16 protein-coding genes are annotated in these 17,546 nt (G+C 73.1%); 4 read left to right on the top strand and 12 right to left on the bottom strand.

From position 1 onward, the window contains the following. Positions 1-3 precede the first annotated feature (3 nt). On the bottom strand, positions 4-858 hold the full coding sequence (locus E4P39_RS10135) for a hypothetical protein (RefSeq protein ID WP_135136413.1): 855 nt from the start codon (positions 856-858) through the stop codon (positions 4-6). Positions 859-1,114: 256 nt separating this feature from the next. On the opposite strand from E4P39_RS10135, the gene E4P39_RS10130 reads away from it, so the two are divergent. After that, positions 1,115-1,714 carry a nitroreductase family protein gene (locus E4P39_RS10130; RefSeq protein ID WP_135136412.1) on the top strand — a complete coding sequence of 200 codons (600 nt, stop codon included), beginning with the start codon at positions 1,115-1,117 and terminating at the stop codon, positions 1,712-1,714. Between the two features lie 19 nt (positions 1,715-1,733). Here the strand turns inward: E4P39_RS10130 and E4P39_RS10125 are convergent, their stop codons facing one another. Together E4P39_RS10125 and E4P39_RS10120 are read right to left on the bottom strand one after the other, a co-directional pair. Then, a complete protein-coding gene (locus tag E4P39_RS10125; RefSeq protein WP_135136411.1) occupies positions 1,734-2,282 on the bottom strand; it encodes a dihydrofolate reductase family protein in 549 nt (182 codons plus the stop codon). 123 nt (positions 2,283-2,405) lie between these two features. Further along, on the bottom strand, positions 2,406-2,900 hold the full coding sequence (locus tag E4P39_RS10120) for a histidine phosphatase family protein (protein ID WP_135136410.1): 495 nt from the start codon (positions 2,898-2,900) through the stop codon (positions 2,406-2,408). Between the two features lie 62 nt (positions 2,901-2,962). On the opposite strand from E4P39_RS10120, the gene E4P39_RS10115 reads away from it, so the two are divergent. Further along, complete coding sequence (locus E4P39_RS10115) at positions 2,963-4,027, top strand: molybdopterin-dependent oxidoreductase (protein ID WP_135136409.1); 1,065 nt, start codon at positions 2,963-2,965, stop codon at positions 4,025-4,027. 16 nt (positions 4,028-4,043) lie between these two features. On the opposite strand, the gene E4P39_RS10110 is transcribed toward E4P39_RS10115, so the two are convergent. The 3 genes from E4P39_RS10110 to hisH all read right to left on the bottom strand — a co-directional run bounded on the left by E4P39_RS10110 (position 4,044) and on the right by hisH (position 7,362). After that, positions 4,044-4,280, bottom strand: a complete 237-nt coding sequence (locus tag E4P39_RS10110) for a hypothetical protein (RefSeq protein ID WP_135136408.1) — start codon at positions 4,278-4,280, stop codon at positions 4,044-4,046. Between the two features lie 13 nt (positions 4,281-4,293). Continuing rightward, on the bottom strand, positions 4,294-6,642 hold the full coding sequence (locus E4P39_RS10105; RefSeq protein WP_209306465.1) for a M20/M25/M40 family metallo-hydrolase: 2,349 nt from the start codon (positions 6,640-6,642) through the stop codon (positions 4,294-4,296). 81 nt (positions 6,643-6,723) lie between these two features. Beyond that, positions 6,724-7,362: an imidazole glycerol phosphate synthase subunit HisH gene (hisH, locus tag E4P39_RS10100; protein ID WP_135136407.1), complete on the bottom strand. Its 639-nt coding sequence runs from the start codon at positions 7,360-7,362 to the stop codon at positions 6,724-6,726. 211 nt (positions 7,363-7,573) lie between these two features. Here hisH and E4P39_RS10095 point away from each other — a divergent pair, with 211 nt between their 5' ends. Beyond that, positions 7,574-8,779 carry an HNH endonuclease signature motif containing protein gene (locus tag E4P39_RS10095; RefSeq protein ID WP_135136406.1) on the top strand — a complete coding sequence of 402 codons (1,206 nt, stop codon included), beginning with the start codon at positions 7,574-7,576 and terminating at the stop codon, positions 8,777-8,779. Between the two features lie 45 nt (positions 8,780-8,824). Here E4P39_RS10095 and E4P39_RS22310 read toward each other — a convergent pair whose 3' ends face one another. The 4 genes from E4P39_RS22310 to hisD form a co-directional block, all read right to left on the bottom strand. After that, entirely contained in the window at positions 8,825-9,001 is a 177-nt protein-coding gene (locus E4P39_RS22310) for a hypothetical protein (protein ID WP_167761744.1), read from the bottom strand. A 3-nt stretch (positions 9,002-9,004) separates the two neighbouring features. Further along, positions 9,005-9,601 (bottom strand): imidazoleglycerol-phosphate dehydratase HisB, encoded by a 597-nt coding sequence (gene hisB, locus E4P39_RS10090; protein ID WP_135136405.1) that lies wholly within the window; start codon positions 9,599-9,601, stop codon positions 9,005-9,007. A gap of 78 nt (positions 9,602-9,679) precedes the next feature. Next, positions 9,680-10,786: a histidinol-phosphate transaminase gene (locus E4P39_RS10085; protein ID WP_135136404.1), complete on the bottom strand. Its 1,107-nt coding sequence runs from the start codon at positions 10,784-10,786 to the stop codon at positions 9,680-9,682. Continuing rightward, positions 10,786-12,087, bottom strand: coding sequence for a histidinol dehydrogenase (gene hisD, locus E4P39_RS10080; RefSeq protein WP_135136403.1), 1,302 nt, complete (start codon positions 12,085-12,087; stop codon positions 10,786-10,788). Before hisD ends, E4P39_RS10085 begins: the two co-directional genes overlap by 1 nt. A 152-nt stretch (positions 12,088-12,239) precedes the next feature. Between hisD and E4P39_RS10075 the strand changes: the two genes are divergently transcribed. After that, entirely contained in the window at positions 12,240-13,076 is an 837-nt protein-coding gene (locus tag E4P39_RS10075; RefSeq protein WP_135136402.1) for an LON peptidase substrate-binding domain-containing protein, read from the top strand. Positions 13,077-13,080: 4 nt separating this feature from the next. Here E4P39_RS10075 and E4P39_RS10070 read toward each other — a convergent pair whose 3' ends face one another. Both E4P39_RS10070 and dnaE read right to left on the bottom strand, forming a co-directional pair. Continuing rightward, on the bottom strand, positions 13,081-13,743 hold the full coding sequence (locus E4P39_RS10070) for a DUF2567 domain-containing protein (RefSeq protein WP_167761742.1): 663 nt from the start codon (positions 13,741-13,743) through the stop codon (positions 13,081-13,083). 91 nt (positions 13,744-13,834) lie between these two features. Beyond that, complete coding sequence (gene dnaE, locus E4P39_RS10065; RefSeq protein ID WP_209306464.1) at positions 13,835-17,395, bottom strand: DNA polymerase III subunit alpha; 3,561 nt, start codon at positions 17,393-17,395, stop codon at positions 13,835-13,837. Between the last annotated feature and the right edge of the window lie 151 nt (positions 17,396-17,546).

The raw sequence follows: 17,546 nt of genomic DNA, 5'->3' as shown, positions 1-17,546 counted from the left end.
ACCTCAGCCGCGTTGGCAACGGTCCGCTGCCGATTCCAGGTCGGCGTCCGAGGTCGCGGGCAGATGAGTCAAGGTGACGTTCTGCGCCTCGATCCGAAGCACCGTTCGCGATGCGCAGTCGTAGAGCGCGTTCACGCCCTCGGCCGAGCCGAGGAAGAGCATCACGGGGCTCTCCTTACCCGACCCGGCCGGACTGCCGGTCATGTCCACCGTGACGTACTGGGGCACGACGCCCACTGCCGTCGCGGCAGCCCCCCAGCGCCCCTCGTCCCGCATCTGCACAGCGGACTCCCTCACCGCCGAATTCAGTGCGATGGACGCCGACGCGATCAGCAGCGCCACAGCTACGCACCCGACGATCGACCCCATGCGGTGTCCGGCGACCTTCCGGAGCAGGGCACACGCGCCTCCGGAGAGCAACACGAAGAGAACGAACGCGAAGGGCCCGTCGAGATCGACGGGCCTGAGCGCCCGCTCGCTGTAGGCCTTCGCGGCGTCGAAGGCAACCAGGCTGACCGCGAGCGCAACGGCCTGCGGCGGGGGCGCCCACCGGAGGACCACGTCTTCGGTCCCCGGCCCGACGGCCCGGGCAGCGCGGGGGAACCGGCGGAGCAGCTCCCGGCGCGCCCAGGCGAGGGACACGAGCAGGCCGAGCGCGGCGGCCGCGACGACCAGCAACAAGATGACGAACGGGCCCGACATGACGGCCACCACCGTGGCGGGGACCACGGACATCCGGCCGAACGCCTGGGGCCAGGAGATCCCGACGTCCTCGGGCGTGAGGCCGAATGAGCCGTAGAAGGTGGAGTACGCCCCGTAGTACAAGCCGTACATCACGATGCCGGCGAGGCCGACCACGACCGCGGCGCGCTCCCATGACGGACGGGAGCCTGACCCCGCCGCGGTCACCGCCGGAAGCCGTAGCGGCCGTGCCACGGCGGCACCACCCGGGCCGTCGGACCGGGGCACGGGTACCTGCCCGGCAACGGAACCCTCCGCGTCTAGCTGGCGCTCATCGACTGTGGTCATGCGGGCCTCCCGTGCGAAGCCTCAACCGCCGAGATGACCATGCCCGGCAGGTACGACAGTTCCGCGAGTGCGGCAGGGTGGGGGCGTGGAGTTCGCCGACGTCGTCCGCCGCCGGCGCATGGTGCGCGACTACGACCCCGACCGTCCGGTGCCGGCCGAGGTGCGGGAGCGGCTGCTGGAACACGCGATCCGGGCGCCGTCGGCGGGCTTCAGTCAGGGCTGGGCGTTCCTGGTGCTGGAGTCGCCCGAGGAGCGGGACCGCTTCTGGGCGGCCACCACCGACGGGGGCGCCCCCGACCGCTGGCTGACGCGGATGCGGCGCGCGCCGCTGCTGATCGTCCCCCTGTCGAACAAGTCCGCCTACCTCGACCGCTACGCCGAGCCGGACAAGGGCTGGACCGACCGCGACGAGGCACGCTGGTCGGTCCCCTACTGGGACGTCGACGCCGGCATGGCCGCCCTGCTGATCCTGCTCACCGCCGTCGACGAGGGGCTCGGGGCCTGCTTCTTCGGGATCCCCGGCGACCGGGGAACGGCGTTCCGGGCCGCCTTCGGGATACCCGGGGAGTTCCGGCCGGTCGGCTGCCTGTCGATCGGCTACGCCGGCGCCGAGGACCCGCGGTCGCCCTCGCTCCGCCGCGGCCGCCGCGGCGTCGAGGAGGTCGTGCACCGCGGCACCTGGTGACGCGGCGGCCGGGCACGGGTCAGGCAGGCGCCGCGGGCGCGTACCGCAGGTGCAGCACGCCGCTGGGCAGCGTCGCGCTGGAGATCAGCTCGAGCGGCACCGTCGGGGTGTCCTCGAAGAGCCGCTGGCCCTTGCCGACCGCGATCGGGTGCACGAGCAGGTTGAATTCGTCGAGCAGTCCGTGGGCGAGCAGCCAGCGCACGGTCGTGGCGCACCCCGACATCCCGATGTCCCCGTCGTGCCGCTCCTTGAGTGCCCGCACCTGGTCCGGGTCGTCTCCCACGACAGTGGTGTTGTTCCAGACGCTGCCCTCGATCGGGCGATGGGTCAGGACGTACTTCGGCAGACCGTTGATGAAGGACGAGAACGGCACGTCCGCCGCCTGAGCGGGCCAGTACTCCGACCACTCGTCGTAGAGCCGTCGCCCCAGGAGGAAAGCGCTCGTCGTCTGCATCCCTTCGCCGACCACGCGCCCCATCTCGTCGTCGAAATACGGGAAGTGCCACTCGTGGGGCGCCTCGACGACGCCGTCGAAGGCGATGAAGAAGTTCGAGACGATCCTGGCCATGTGCTGCTCCCGGGGTTCGTGGCTGTCGACAGCTCAGACGGCCCAGGCCCCACCGACTCATCGCTCCGCAAGGGTGCGCTTCCGCGACGCCTGGCCGGGGGTGGGACGCCTGGCCGGGGGTGGTCAGTCGCCCGGCACCGCGAAGTCGCTGAGCGTGGCCGCGCCCGGCACCAGGGCGGCGAACGATCCGGGCAGCCCGAACACCGCGACGCCGCCGGCCGGGAATCCCCTGTCGACGGCCCGCCGGGCCTCGGGGTCCCCCTCCCCGCCGTCGAGGACGGCAGAGAGCTCCCCGATCGACGGGTTGTGGCCGACGACGGCCACGGTCCGGACGTCGTCCGGGGTCTCCTGGATGGCAGTGAGCAGGTCCTCGACGGTGTTGTCGTAGATCCGCGGATCGACGATCGGTTCCAGCGGCAGCCCGGTCAGCTCCCAGGTCTGCCGTGCCCGGAGCGCGGGCGAGGCGAGCACCCGGTCGGGCACCACCCCGGCCTGCTCCAACCACGAACCGATCGCCGCGGCCTGCCGCGCGCCGCCCGCCGTCAGCGGCCGGTCCGCGTCGACCGAGCCGGCGGCAGCCGTGGCGTGACGGACCAGCAGGAGACGGCGCGACGGCATCCGCCGAGTCTGGCACCCACGGCCGACCCCGGGTGTCGGCGAGCGCGGCGCACACTGGCGGCGTGCCCCGCGCGCTGCCCCTGCGGCTGCCCCGCTCGGCGGGGCGGCGGACCAATCTCGGCGTGCTGAGCCTGCTCGTGCTCGCCGGCAGCACCGGACTGCTCGCCTACGGCGTCGGGGTGGCCGGGCCGTCCCGGTGGGTGGTCGCCGTCCACGGCGCGGCCGGACTCGGCCTCCTGCTGCTCGTTCCCTGGAAGACCGTGGTCGTCCGCCGGGCACGCCGGCTGCCGCCCGGCCGGCGGGCCCCGACGGCCGCCGTGTCGCTGGGGGTCCTCGTCGCCCTCACGGTCCTCACCGGGGTGCTGCACGCCGCCGGGGCTGCCGGGCCGTGGTCGTTCCTCGCCGGGCTCGGCGCACTGCACGTGCACGTCGGTGCCGCGGTGGGCAGCGCGCTGCTCGTGGTCGCGCACGCCTGGGGCAGGCGTCAGCGGCCCCGCGCCACGGACCTGTCGCGACGCTCGCTGCTCCAGACCGGCGGGCTCGGACTCGGTGCCGCCGTGCTCTGGGGAGCGACCGAGGGCGTGCTCCACCTGACCGGATCCCCGGGTGCCGGCCGCCGCGGGACCGGGTCGCACGAGCGCGGCACCGATGACCCGACCGCGATGCCGGTCACCCAGTGGTTCACCGACACCGTGCCCGACCAGTCCTCGGACGGCCTCGTCATCGTCGCCGGAGGCCGGCGGCTCCGGGTTTCGGTCGCCGACCTCGACCGGGGCGACGAGGTGCGGGCCGTCCTGGACTGCACCGGGGGGTGGTACGCCGAGCAGGACTGGGCCGGGATCCGGCTGGACCGGCTGCTGGCCGAGGTGGCCCGCGACGGCCTCCCCGAGGACGGCAGCGTCGACGTCGTCTCGCGGACCGGCTACCGGCGGCGTCTGCCGCTGCGGGACGCGGGCAGTCTCCTGCTGGCCACCCGGGCCGCCGGGGAACCGCTCTCGCTGGGGCACGGCGCGCCGGTCCGGCTCGTGGCGCCCGGCCGGCGGGGGTTCTGGTGGGTCAAGTGGGTGCGCCGGATCGAGGTCGTCGACGCGTCCTGGTGGGCGCAGCCGCCCTTCCCGCTGCAGTGACCGCCGACGCCAGCCGTCAGTCGCCCCCACCACCGCCGCCCCCGTCCCCACCGGAACCGCCGCTGTCCCCGCCGGATCCGGCTCCGCCGTCATCGCCGCCATGGCCCCCGGGGGCAGCACCGCCGTCGCCGCGGTTCGGCTTTCGCTTCTTGCGCGCCTCGAAGGGGGCGGTCATCGACTGGACGACCACCCCGATCGCCACGACCGCCACGAGCGCCGCGACCGCCACGATCAGGACGATCTCGCCGTCCATGCCATACCTCCGTTCAGCCGAGGTCGGTGGACGCCGACACCACGACCAGGTCCGAGCTGTGGGTGCCGGCCGCGTCGACGCCGTCCGGACGAGGCTCGAAGCCGGGCAGCCCGTCGAGCCCGTCGCTGCCGTCGATCACCCGGAGGCGGACCGGGCCGCCGCCCGCGACGGCGAACGACGCCTGGAGGCCGTCGTCCGGAGGCGCGTGGAAGGTCACCCAGAGGCGGTCCCCGCCCAGCGCCGGCTCCGCCACCGGGCGGCCCGCGAGCCGCCCACCGGTCACCGAGCCGCCCTCGACGCTCAGCTCGAGGGCCAGGAGTCGCACGCCGGATCGCTGCGGCGTGACCCGGACGGTGATCTCGCGATTGCCGCCGACCACACTGTCCGAGACCGTCTCCACCACCGGCGCGGGCAGCGGCGCCGGCTCGGCGGCACCCGACACCACGTCGGCGCCGGCGAGGTACGGGAAGTCGACCGGCAGGGCGCCCCGGCTCGACACGTAGCGCCCGGTGTACTCGCCCGGCTCGTGCTCCGTGCTGGCCCACCACGCCTGCCCGCTGTCCGTGTCCAGTGCGTAGACCAGCTGGCTGGGCACGGGATGGCCGGCGTCGAACCTGTCGACGAGCAGGCCCACGCCCGCGCAGGACGCGGCCACGACGACGGCGACGGCCGGCACCGCGGCCGAGGCGAGCCGGCCACCGCCGTCCGCGGACCGCTCCTCGTCGGGGAACAACAGCTCGACCGCGGGCAGCAGCGCGACGGCGAGCATCGTGGCCAGGAAGGCCGGCGCGGCGCCGGAGGACAGCCCGAGCGCCGGGAAGAAGAGCGCGACCGTCGGGGCCAGGACGAGGACGGCGACCGCGCCGGCGACCAGCGCCGCGCCGGCCCGGGCCACGCGCGAGGTCGTCAGGACGGCGACGACGCCGGCCAGTGCCCCGGCGAGGGCCGGCCAGGCGGCCAGGTACGAGCCGCCGGGGGCGAACGCCGCCAGTACCGCGGCAAGGACGGCCAGCCAGATCAGCGCGCCCGAGGCCAGCGCCGCCGGCCCCACCCGCCGACGCAGCACCGCGTACCAGAGCAGCACCACGGCGGCGACCAGGGCGAGCGCCGCCAGCCGGAACCAGCCCGGCCGCCACGGATCGAGCATCGATGAGTAGTCCGGGCGGACCGCCACGAGGAGCGACCACGCTCCCTGGACGGCGAGCGGGGCGAGGACCAGCGGGACCAGTGCCAGCACGGTGCCGCCCGCCGTCCGGCCCCAGGTGCTCTCGGCCCGTCGGACGGCGACCGCGACGAGCAGCACCACCGCGGCCAGTGCACCGCCGGCCAGCGGCCACACCCAGGCACCCGGGTAGCGGACCAGCTCGCCGAGCACCGGGAAGTAGGTCGCGTCCTGCGCGCCGGGCCGGGCCAGGGCGCCGAGGTCGCGGCCGGCCAGTTCGCGGGCGACGGCCAGGGCGTTGTCGCCCATGGCCTGCAGCGTTCCGCGGTCCAGCCGCTCGGGCAGGTCCTGCGGGGTGTGGTACGCGGCCGCGCCGTCGATGAACGCGGTGTTGAGCCCGGTGAAGTCCCCGTCGCCCAGCAGCACGCTGAAGTCGGTGTCGTTCGGCAGCGTGCGATAGACCTCGACGGCGAAACTGCTGGCCACCGGGTGCGGTGCAGCCGCCGCGAAGGCGTCGGCGAGGTCGGCGTTGCCCTGCGAGGTCTCGAACATGATCGGCGGTCCCGTCGTGCCCCGGGCCTCGAAGTTGAGGACGACGCCGCCCTCGGCGGCGAGCGGGTGCGAGGTCGCGAACGCCTCCGCGCCGCAGAGGCACGCCTCCTCCGCGTCGGTGAGGACGACGACGACGTCGTTCCGGAGCTGCGGCCCCTGGCTCAGCGCCCGCACCGCCTCCAGCACCGCCGCGACCCCGGCGGCGTCGTCCGCGGCCCCGGGGCCGGTCTCGACGGAGTCGTGGTGGGCCATGAGGACGAGCCGGCCGGTCGAATCACTGCCCCGCAGGAGTCCGACCACGTTGCGCACGCGGGCCATCTCGGTCGCGCCCGGCCCCGACTGCCAGGTGCCGACGGCGTTCTGCACGCGGGTGTCGAGCCCCAGGTCGGTGAGGGTGGCGACGAGGCCCTCGACGACCCGGCCGTTGGCGGGACTGCCCGCAACGTGGGTCCCGGCCGCGACCTCCTGTACGTGCTCGAAGGCCCGGGCGGCGCTGAACTCGCCAGCGGGGGCGGTGATCGGCCGGGGATCCGGAGGCGCCAGTGCGACGACGCTCCAGGTTGTCAGCCCGAGGAGGAGTGCGGCGACCAGCAGGCCGGCGAGGCGCCCGCTTCCTCGCCGGCTCCGTGAGGACCGCCGTGCCGACACGTCGGCCTCCTGGGTGCGCCGGGACAGGACGGCGTCACCCTAGGTGGCGAGGGACGTCCTGATCGTTGCGGCGTGCCGTCGTCAGGAGAGTGTCGTGAGCCAGTTGGTCAACAGCTGCGCGCCTGCGTCGCCGCTCTTCTCCGGGTGGAACTGCGTGGCCGACAACGCCGTGTTCTCGACACCGGCCACGAACCGCTCGCCGTGCTCCGCCCACGTGACCAGGGGCCGGGGCAGCGGGCTCGGCTGTCCGTCGGCCGCGAGCGGGAAGTCGCGGACACCGTAGGAGTGCACGAAGTAGAAGCGCTCGCCGGCCAGTCCGCCGAACAGGACACTGCCCGCGGGTGCCTCGACGGTGTTCCAGCCCATGTGCGGCAGGACCGGCGCCTTCAACTGCTCCACGACGCCGGGCCACTCGCCGCAGCCCTCGGCGTCCTGACCGTGCTCGACGCCGCGGTCGAACAGGATCTGCATGCCGACGCAGATGCCGAGCACCGGTCGCCCCCCGGCCAGCCGCCGGTCGATGATCCGCGGGCCGTCGACCGCGCGCAGGCCGGCCATGCAGGCGGCGAAGGCGCCCACCCCGGGGACGACGAGGCCGTCGGCGTCAAGCGCCGCCTGGGGGTCGGAGGTGACCGTTACGTCGGCACCCACCCGCTCGAGCGCGCGCTCGGCCGACCGCAGGTTGCCCGACCCGTAGTCGAGGATGACGACCTTCTTCACGCTGCCCACGGTACCGAGCAGCGGCGCGGGGCCCGCGGGATTCCCATGCCTCCGGACGGTCGGCGGGCGAGTACGCCGCTGCCGCCAGGATCGTGGGCGCACAAGGGCTACCGCAGATCTGTGGACAGGCGTCTGACCTGGGGATTCAGGTGGTCCACTGACATCCGGAGGGGTATCCTTCGAACAGTTGATCGAAGGCCGAGGAGGTGCCGTGAGCGAGCTGCTGTCGGCCCTCGACGCGCTCGCCGCCGACGACCTGCACGCGCAGCCCGCCGGTACCCAGCTGGAGCGGATCGCCGACCTGGTGCGGGCGCGCAACCGCCTCGACGCGCTGCTGGCCCGGCGGGTGCGCACCGCGGAGCTCACCCAGGCCGCGGAGCACGACGGGCTGAAGTCGATGGCCTGGTGGCTGCGCGGGCACCTGCGGCTCTCGGCGAGCGCGGCGAGGCAGATCGTGCGGAACGGCCGGACCCTGGAACACCTGCCGGCGGTGGCCGCGGCCTGTGCGGAGGGCATGGTGACCGCCGAGCAGGTGGCGGTGCTCGCCCCGGTCGCCAAGCCGAAGAACCTGGCCGCCGCCGCGGAGCGGGGTGTCGACCTGACCGCAGTGGATGCGGTGCTGGCGGAGACCGCGGCCACCCGGCAGCACGCGCAGCTGGGCGGGGTGGTGCACCACTACCTGTCCCGCCTGGATCCCGACGGCACCGAGCCCGACCCGACCGAGGGCCGGTCGCTGTCGATCGCCCGGCACGCCGACGGCAGTCGCAGCTTCCGCGGCGACCTCGACGCCGTGGGTGGGGAGAAGTTCGAGGCGATGCTGGAGTCCTTCGTCCAGGCGGACCGGCCGGCCGGTGACCGGCGCACCAGATCCCAGCAGCTCGCCGACGCCCTCGTGCAGGCCGCCGACGTCGCGCTGGCCTCCGGGCGGTTGCCGACCCTGCGCACGGTCAAGCCGCACGTGATCGTCACGATCCCGCTGGCAGACCTGGTCGACCCCTTCGACGCACCGGGCGTCGCACGGACCGGATTCGGTGAGGACATCTCCGCCGCCCGCGCCCGCGCGCTGGCCTGCGACGGCAACGTCACCCGCATCGTCATCGGCCCCGAGGACCAGCCGATGAATCTCGGCCGCACCCATCGGGTCGTGCCACCGTCGCTGCGCCGGGCCGTGGAGCTTCGGGACAAGCACTGCGTGTTCGCCGGCTGCCACGCCCCGGCCTACTGGTGCGACGTCCACCATCTGCTCGAATGGATGCTCCACGACGGAGAGACATCGGTCGAGAACTCAGCCCTGCTCTGCGAACGCCACCACACCAAGGTCCACCACGGGTTCTCGGTCGTTCGAGATACCGGCGGCCGATGGCACACCTACCGCCCCGACGGCACCGAGATCCTCGTCCACCCGCTGATCGTCTAGCGGACCGCGGTCGGTCGACGACCGCCGGCAACCGTTCCTCGTCGGTCAGACCATGCGGAGGATGGCCGCCGCGCTCGCGATCACCGCGGCGACGAGGAGCGACACGGCGAAGAACACCTGCGGGCCGGTGCGGCCCGCGGCGTCGGAGTCGGCCTTCCACACGCTCCAGGCGCCGCCCAGGAGGAACCCGCCGAGCAGGAGCAGGACGAGCGCGAACGTCACCGGCTACAGAGCGCCCTTGGTGGAGGGGACGTCGCCGACGCGGGGATCGATCGCGACGGCGGTGCGCAGCGCCCGGGCCAGGGCCTTGAACTGGCCCTCGACGATGTGGTGGGCGTCGCGGCCGGCGTAGAGCACCCGCACGTGCAGGCTGATCCGGGCGTTGAAGGCGAAGGACTCCAGCACGTGCGCGGTGAGGCTCGTCGGATAGTCCGGGCCGATCATCGGCGTCATGTTCTCGGGCTCGGAGTGCACGAAGTACGGCCTCCCCGAGAGATCGACCGCGGCCTGCACGAGCACCTCGTCCATGGGGATCGTGGCGTCGCCGTAGCGGGTGATGCCGCGCTTGTCGCCCAGCGCCTCGGCGAATGCCTGGCCCAGTGCGATCGCGACGTCCTCCACCGTGTGGTGGGCGTCGATGTGCAGGTCGCCGTCCGCCTGCACGGTGAGGTCGATGCCGCTGTGCTTGGACAGCGCGGTGAGCATGTGGTCGTAGAACCCCACGCCCGTACGGATCGAGGACGTACCGGTGCCGTCGAGGTTCAGCTCGACGACGAGCTTGGTCTCGCTGGTGGCCCGCTCGACGCGTGCTGTGCGGTTCATGGGCTCAGTCTCCCAGAGTGGTGCGGTGCTCCGGCGCGACCTCACCCAGGGTGGTGGCCGGACGCACGTGTGCGGCCATCAGGTCCGGCCACCGTGCTCGGCGACCACAGCCGCCAAGGCCGTGAGGAAGGCGGTCGTCTCCTCGGCCGTGCCCGCGGTGACCCGCAGCCAGCCGGGCAGCCCGACGTCCCGGACGAGGACGCCACGGTCGAGCAGCGCCTGCCACGCGGCCCGCGCATCGGCGAAGTGCCCGAACAGCACGAAGTTGGCGTCGCTCGCGACGCTGGTCAGGCCCAGCCCCGGCAGCGCCGCCACGATCCGGTCGCGCTGCTCCTTGACCGCGTCGACCGTCGCCAGCAGGGCCTCGGTGTGCGCCAGCGCGGTGCGGGCGGCGGCCTGGGTCAGCGAGCTGAGGTGATAGGGCAGCCGGACGAGCTGCAGCGCGTCCACCACGGCCTCGTCGGCGGCGAGGTAACCCAGCCGCAGGCCGGCCATCCCGAACGCCTTGCTCATGGTACGGCTCACGATCAGCCGAGGACGGCCCGGCAGCAGCGTGAGCGCCGACGGGGTCCCCGCCCGCGCGAACTCGGCGTAGGCCTCGTCGACGACCACCACGCCGTCGGTTGCCGCGTAGATGTCGCAGACCGTCTCGAGCTCGACCGCCGTCCCGGTCGGGTTGTTGGGACTGGTGACGAAGACGACGTCCGGCCGCACCTCCCGCACCTGCGCCGCCGCGGCCACGGCGTCGATCGTGAAGTCGGCACGGCGGTGCCCGTCCACCCACGACGTCCCGGTGCCCGCGGAGATGATCGGGTGCATCGAGTACGACGGCGTGAAGCCCAGCGCCGTCCGCCCCGCCCCGCCGAACGCCTGCAGGATCTGCTGGAGAACCTCGTTGGAGCCGTTGGCCGCCCACACCTGAGCCGGCCGCACGGACGCCCCGCTGGTCCGGGTGAGGTAGGCGGCCAGGTCGGCGCGCAGCTCGAGGGCGTCGCGGTCGGGGTAGCGGTTGAGCTCCAGCGCCGCGTGTCCGAGCGCCGTCCCCAGGTCGGCGAGCAGTTCGGCGGGCAGCGGGTACGGGTTCTCGTTGGTGTTCAGCCGGTGCTTCGCCGGCAGCTGGGGGGCGCCGTAGGGCGTGCGGCCACGCAGCTCCGGCCGCAGCGGGAGCTCCTCGAGCGAGCCCATCAGCGCTGCCGGACCCGCACGGCCGCGCCGTGGGCGGGCAGGTCCTCCGCGCCGGAGAGGGCATCGATGTGCGCGGCGACGTCGGCCAGCGCCTGCCGGTCGAACTCGACGACGTGGATGCCGCGCAGGAAGGACTGCACCGACAGTCCGCTGGAGTGCCGCGCGCACCCGCCCGTGGGCAGCACGTGGTTGGAGCCCGCGCAGTAGTCGCCGAGGGAGACCGGCGACCACGGACCGACGAAGATGGCCCCCGCGTTGCGGACGCGCATCGCGACTTCGTGCGCATCCCGGGTCTGGATCTCAAGGTGCTCCGCGGCGTAGGCGTCGACCACCCGCACGCCCGCGTCGAGGTCGTCGACGAGGACGATGCCGGACTGGCTGCCGCCGAGGGCCGTGGCGATCCGGTCGGAGTGTTTCGTGGCCGCGACCTGCCCGGGCACCAGGGTGAGGACGTCGTCGGCGAGCCGCTCGCTGGTGGTGACCAGCACCGCCCCGGCCAGCGGGTCGTGCTCGGCCTGGCTGATCAGGTCGGCGGCGACGTGCGCGGGGTCGGCCGTCTCGTCGGCGAGGATCGCCACCTCGGTGGGGCCGGCCTCGGAGTCGATCCCGATCAGCCCGCGCAGCAGCCGCTTCGCCGCCGTCACGTAGACGTTGCCCGGCCCGGTGACCATGTCGACCGGCTCGCAGGAGCCGGCGCCGTAGCCGAACACGGCGATGGCCTGCGCGCCGCCGACGGCGTAGACCTCGGAGACCCCGAGCAGGGCGCAGGCGGCGAGGACGCCCGGATCGGGCAGCCCGCCGTGGTCCCGCTGCGGTGGGGAGGCGACGGCGAGCGACTCGACCCCGGCGATCTGCGCCGGCACGACGTTCATCACCACGCTGGACAGCAGCGGCGCGAGACCACCCGGCACGTACAACCCGACGCGGCGGACGGGCAGCCAGCGCTCGGTGACGGTGCCGCCGGGGGCGACCTGCGTGGTGACGTCGGAGCGACGCTGGTCGGCGTGCACCCGCCGCACCCGGTCGATGGTCTCCTCGAGGGCCGCCCGCAGCGCCGGGTCGCACTCGGCGAGCGCCCGGTCCAGTGCCACCTTCGGCACGGCGAAGTCCTCGGCGTCCACCCCGTCGAGCCGCGCGGTGATCTCCCTGACCGCCTGCGCGCCGCGGATGCGGACGTCCTCGCACAGCGGGCGGACGGTGGCCATGACCGAGTCGATGTCGGTTCCGGCGCGCGGCAGCAGTCCGCCGAGCACGCGGGGCCCGGGGAGCGCGGATCCACGCAGGTCGATGCGGGCGAGCACGGGGTTGCCTCCGGGATGGTGGGCGGGAGGAAGCTGAGCGCGGGCGGCGGAGCTGCGGCGTGGTGCGACAGAGCCTCCAGCGTAGCCAGCGCGACCGCGGGCGCCGCCGCCACCGGGGCGGGCAGCTGTGCTTCGGCCCGTACGCTGCGGGGATGGGCGAGCTGATCCCGTTGTTCCCGCTCGGGACGCCCCTGTTCCCCGGCGTCGTGCTGCCGCTGCAGATCTTCGAGCCGCGGTACCGCCGGTTGATGCGGGACCTCATGGCGCTGCCCGAGTCCGGCGACCGGCGGTTCTTCGGTGTGGTCGCGATCCGGCAGGGCTGGGAGGTCGAGCAGGTCGCGCCCGCCGAGGCGCTCTACGACATCGGCTGCACCGCCCGCCTCCAGGCCGTGCGGCCGCAGCCCGACGGCGCGTTCCGGATCGTCACGGTCGGCGGGGACCGGTTCCGCCTGCTGGACGTGGTCGTCGGCGAGGACCCGCCCTACCTGCAGGGCGAGGTGGAGTGGCTCGCCGACGAGGAGGCCGCCGAGGAGGCGGCCGGCGACTCCGACGGCATCACCGCGGCCACCGCCGGCAGCCGTCCGGGACCGGATGCCGCCGGCAGCCTGGAGGACGTCGTGGCGTCGGTGGCCCGGGAGTCCATGCAGGTGCTCGCCCGGGGGGTGCGGACGCTGTTCACCCGGTACGTGGCCGAGGTGGCCGGGCTCAGCGTCGGCCGGGGCGACGCCGGCCCCGGCGAGGCGGTGAACGCCGAGACCGCCGTCCTGGTCAAGGCCGTGGCCGACGATCCCACCGCCCTGTCCTACCTGGTCGCGTCCGCGGCGCTCCTGACCACCGAGGACCGGCAGGCGCTGCTGGCCGAGTCGGCCACCCGGCGCCGGCTGGCGGCCGAGTCGCGGCTCCTCCGCCGGGAACTGACCATGCTGACGACGCTGGGCGCCGTGCCCGCCCCGCTGCACGAGTTCGCCACTCCGATGACGGTGAACTGACCGCTCAGGCCGGTGGCCCTCCGGGCGGGACGTCGACCAGCGGCCGCTCCGGACCCGCGAACGGGCTTCCGTCGGCCGAGGACAGCCGCTCCTCGGGCCCTGGGCGGCCCCGGGTCCGGCCGAGGCCGTCGTCGTGGGCGGTGAGCGCGCCCACCACGTACGCCAGGACCGCCATGAACGGGCCGACGGCGAGCGCTGCCGGCGACCCGAGCCCGAGCGGCGTGGTGACGAGGCGGCCCACGTCGGCGATCTGCTCCTCGGTGGGTCCGGCGCCGAGCAGCGCGCCGAGCTGCCAGGCGATCAGTGCCGAGGCCAGCGCACCGACGGCGAGCGCCACGACCGTCGCCACTCCCCTGCGGCTGCGGAGCCGCCACGCCGCAGCGCCGGCGATCAGGCCGACGGCGGCGAGCACCAGGACGAAGACCCCGTCGTCGGCCACCAGCAGCTCGATCGAGGGCGTACCGACCGGCTCGGGACCGGCCTCGGTGATGCGGAAGTCCGCCCGCGGCGCCAGCCCCCACCACGCCAGGCCGGCCGGGACGCCGGCGAGGGCGAGGACCAGGACGAGGCGCAGGGACGACCGGACGTCCGCCCGGACCTCCGGCCATCCCCGCCAGTAGGCCTCCGCCGGCGGACCCGGATCGAACGTCGGCAGCGGGTTGCTCACCTCCCCAGTGAACATCGGCCCGCTGCCGGGCGTGCGGTCGGCGCCGGTCCCCTCCGCCGGGACGCCGCTGCCGGGGCTCAGAAGCCCACGCTCACAGCAGGGCCACGCTGGTCGGCCCGAGCAGCGCCTTGATGTCGCCCATCAGCGCCGTGCTCGGGCGCACGCGCAGCCCCTGGTCGAGCCGCAGCACCGTCTCGCGGCTGCCGTTCACCAGCTTGAGCTGGACCTCCGTGGTGCCGGGGTGGCTGCCGAGCACCTCCTTGAGCCGCTCCACGACGGGAGGCGTGCAGCGCGCCGCGGGCATGGACACGAGGACGGGCCCGCGTGGGCCCTCGGTGAGCTCGGGGACGGACACCTCGGAGGCGAACAGGGACGGCTGGTCGTCCCGCCGGCTGATCCTGCCCTTGATCACCACGATCTGGTCGCGGACGATCTTGTCCGACACCTGCGCCCAGGTCTTCGGGAAGAAGAGCACCTCGATACCGGATTCGAGGTCCTCGAGGGTCGCGATCGCCCACGGGGCGCCCTGCTTGTTGGTACGCGGGCCGACCGCGGTGAGGATGCCGGCGATGGTGACGTTCGCGCCGTCCTCGACCCCGCCGGCGTTGATCTCGGCGATGGGTGTGTCGGCGTGCGAGGTGAGCACGTGCTCCACGCCGTGCAGCGGGTGGTCGGACACGTAGAGGCCGAGCATGTCGCGCTCGAAGACCAGCCGCTCGGACTTCGACCAGTCCGCGGTCGGGATCGTGATGTCGAGCGCCCCGCCGAACGGGTCGTCGGCCCCACCGTCCCCGCCGAAGCCGCCGAAGAGGTCGAACTGGCCCTCGGCCTCCTTGCGCTTGAGGCTCATCGCCATGTCCACCGCGTTGGCGTGGACGGTGACCAGGCCCTGCCGGGAGTGGCCGAGGGAGTCGAACGCCCCTGCCTTGCACAGCGACTCGATGACCTTCTTGTTGCAGGCCACCGCGTCGATCTTGCGCAGGAAGTCGGCGAAGTCCTTGAACGCGCCCTGCCCCTCGCGGGCCCGGACGATCGCCTCCACGACGTTGTGCCCGACGTTGCGGATCGAGGCGAGCCCGAACCGGATGTCGGTGCCGACGGCGGTGAAGTCCGCCGACGACTCGTTGACGTCCGGAGGAAGGACCTTGATGCCCATCCGGCGGCACTCGGCGAGGTAGATCGGCCGCTTGTCCTTGTCGTCGCCGACGCTGGTCAGCAGGGCGGCCATGTACTCGGCCGGGTAGTTGGCCTTGAGGTAGGCCGTCCAGTAGGAGATCAGCCCGTACGCCGCCGAGTGCGCCTTGTTGAAGGCGTAGTCGGCGAACGGGACCAGGATGTCCCACAGCGTCTTGACCGCCGCCGGGGAGAAGCCGTTGGCCTTCATGCCGGCCTCGAAACCGACGTACTCGGCGTCCAGCACCGACTTCTTCTTCTTGCCCATGGCCCGGCGCAGCAGGTCGGCCTTGCCGAGGGAGTACCCGGCGACCTTCTGCGCGATGGACATGACCTGCTCCTGGTACACGATCAGGCCGTAGGTCTGGCCGAGGATCTCCTCCAGGGGCTCGGCCAGCTCCGGGTGGATCGGCGTGACCTCCTGCTGGCCGTTCTTGCGCAGCGCGTAGTTGGTGTGCGAGTTCGCACCCATCGGGCCGGGCCGGTAGAGCGCGCCGACGGCCGAGATGTCCTCGAAGTTGTCCGGCCGCATCAACCGCAGCAGCGACCGCATCGGGCCGCCGTCGAACTGGAAGACGCCCAGGGTGTCGCCACGGGCGAGCAGGTCGTAGGTGTTCTGATCGGTCAGGTTCTTGCTGACCTCGTCGAGGTCGATGGCGTCCTTGCCGTTGATGACGATGTTGCGCAGCGCGTCGTCGATCACGGTGAGGTTGCGCAGGCCCAGGAAGTCCATCTTGAGCAGACCGAGCGTCTCGCAGGTCGGGTAGTCGAACTGCGTGATCACCGCCCCGTCGGACTCGCGCCGCATGATCGGGACGCTGTCGATCAGCGGGAACCGGCCGATGATCACCCCGGCCGCGTGCACGCCCCACTGGCGCTTCAGGCCCTCGAGCTTGCGCGCCTGGTCGATGACCTCCGCGGCGCCCGGGTCGGACTCGTAGCGGGCCCGGAACTCCGAGGCCTCCTTGTAGCGCTCGTGGGAGGGATCGAAGATGCCCTTGAGCGGGATGTCCTTGCCCATGACTCCGGGCGGCATCAGCTTGGTGAGCTCGTCGCCCACCGAGTAGGGGCGGTCGAGCACGCGGGCGGCGTCCTTGATCGCGGCCTTCGCCTTGATCGTCCCGTAGGTGACGATCTGGCTGACCCGCTCCTCGCCGTACTTCTCCGACACGTAGCGGATGACCTCACCGCGGCGGCGGTCGTCGAAGTCGATGTCGACGTCGGGCATGGAGACGCGCTCGGGGTTGAGGAACCGCTCGAAGATCAGGCCGTGGGCCAGCGGGTCGAGGTCGGTGATGCCCATCGCGTAGGCCGCCAGCGAACCGGCGGCCGACCCTCGGCCGGGCCCGACCCGGATGCCCTGGTCCTTGGCCCAGTTGATGAAGTCCGCGACCACGAGGAAGTACCCCGGGAAGCCCATCTGCGTGATGATCCCGACCTCGTAGTCGGCCTGCTTGCGCACGTGGTCCGGGATGCCGGTCGGCCAGCGCTTGTGCAGCCCACGCTCGACCTCCTTGATGAACCAGGACGTCTCGTCCTCGCCCGGGGGCAGCGGGAACCGGGGCATCAGGTCGGCGCCCTCGGTGAACTTGATCTCGCACTGCTCGGCGACCAGCAGCGTGTTGTCACACGCCTCGGGCAGGTCGGCGAACAGGGCACGCATCTCCGCGGAGCTCTTCAGGTAGTAGCCGTCGCCGTTGAAGCGGAAGCGGTTGGTCTCGTTCAGCCGGGAGCCGGTCTGGATGCACAGGAGCGCGTCGTGGGCCTGCGCGTCCTCCTTGTGCGTGTAGTGCAGGTCGTTGGTGCCCAGCAGCGGGATGCCGAGGTCCTTGGCGATGGCCAGGAGCGCGGGCTTGGTCTTCTTCTCGATCGACAGGCCGTGATCCATGATCTCGGCGTAGAAGTTCTCCTTGCCGAAGATGTCCTGGAAGTCCGCCGCCGCCTGCCGGGCGCGGTCCTCCTTGCCGGCGCGCAGCCACATGTTGACCTCGCCAGAGGGGCAGCCGGTCGTGGCGATGAGGCCCGTGCCGTAGCGCTCCAGCAGGTCGCGGTCGAAGCGCGGCTTGCGGTACTGGCCCTCGAGGCTGGCCAGCGAGGAGATCCGGAAGAGGTTGTGCATCCCCTCCGTCGTCCGAGCCAGCAGCGTCATGTGCGTGTACGCCGCCTTGCCGCGGTTGGAGCCGCCGTCCCCCTCCTCGTCGATCAGGTTGTCGCCGAAGTCGAACGGCGACCGGTCGAACCGCGAGCCGGGCGTGTAGTAGCCCTCCATGCCGATGATCGGCTTGACGCCGGCGTTCGTGGCCTGCTTGTAGAAGTCGTAGGCCCCGAAGACGTTGCCGTGATCGGTCATCGCCAGGGCCGGCATGCCCTGGGCCGCGGCGGCCGCCGTCACCTCGGGCAGCTTGGCCGCGCCGTCGAGCATCGAGTACTCGGTGTGCACGTGCAGGTGCACGAACGAGTCGGGCGAGGGGGTGCTCACGCGCACTCCTCGCGGGCGCTCGTCGAGCCCGCTCGCGGGGCTGCCGTGCTCATGCGTTCACTCGCAAGCTCGCTCACGGTGCGGTCGATGCTCCTCAGTGGTCGTGCGTGCCCGGCCGTCGGAGAACCGCGGCGGGGCGACCGGCGGGGAA

This window comes from Blastococcus sp. CT_GayMR19, assembly GCF_004570385.1.
GTDB lineage: Bacteria > Actinomycetota > Actinomycetes > Mycobacteriales > Geodermatophilaceae > Blastococcus_B.
This window is presented reverse-complemented; position numbering and strand designations above follow the sequence as displayed.

Excerpts from the sequence above, each read along its gene's own strand:
- E4P39_RS10125 (WP_135136411.1), bottom strand. The coding sequence starts at position 2,282 with ATGGCCAGGATCGTCTCGAACTTCTTCATCGCCTTCGACGGCGTCGTC.
- E4P39_RS10120 (WP_135136410.1), bottom strand. The coding sequence starts at position 2,900 with ATGCCGTCGCGCCGTCTCCTGCTGGTCCGTCACGCCACGGCTGCCGCC.
- E4P39_RS10110 (WP_135136408.1), bottom strand. The coding sequence starts at position 4,280 with ATGGACGGCGAGATCGTCCTGATCGTGGCGGTCGCGGCGCTCGTGGCG.
- hisB (WP_135136405.1), bottom strand. The coding sequence starts at position 9,601 with ATGAACCGCACAGCACGCGTCGAGCGGGCCACCAGCGAGACCAAGCTC.
- E4P39_RS10085 (WP_135136404.1), bottom strand. The coding sequence starts at position 10,786 with ATGGGCTCGCTCGAGGAGCTCCCGCTGCGGCCGGAGCTGCGTGGCCGC.
- E4P39_RS10075 (WP_135136402.1), top strand. The coding sequence starts at position 12,240 with ATGGGCGAGCTGATCCCGTTGTTCCCGCTCGGGACGCCCCTGTTCCCC.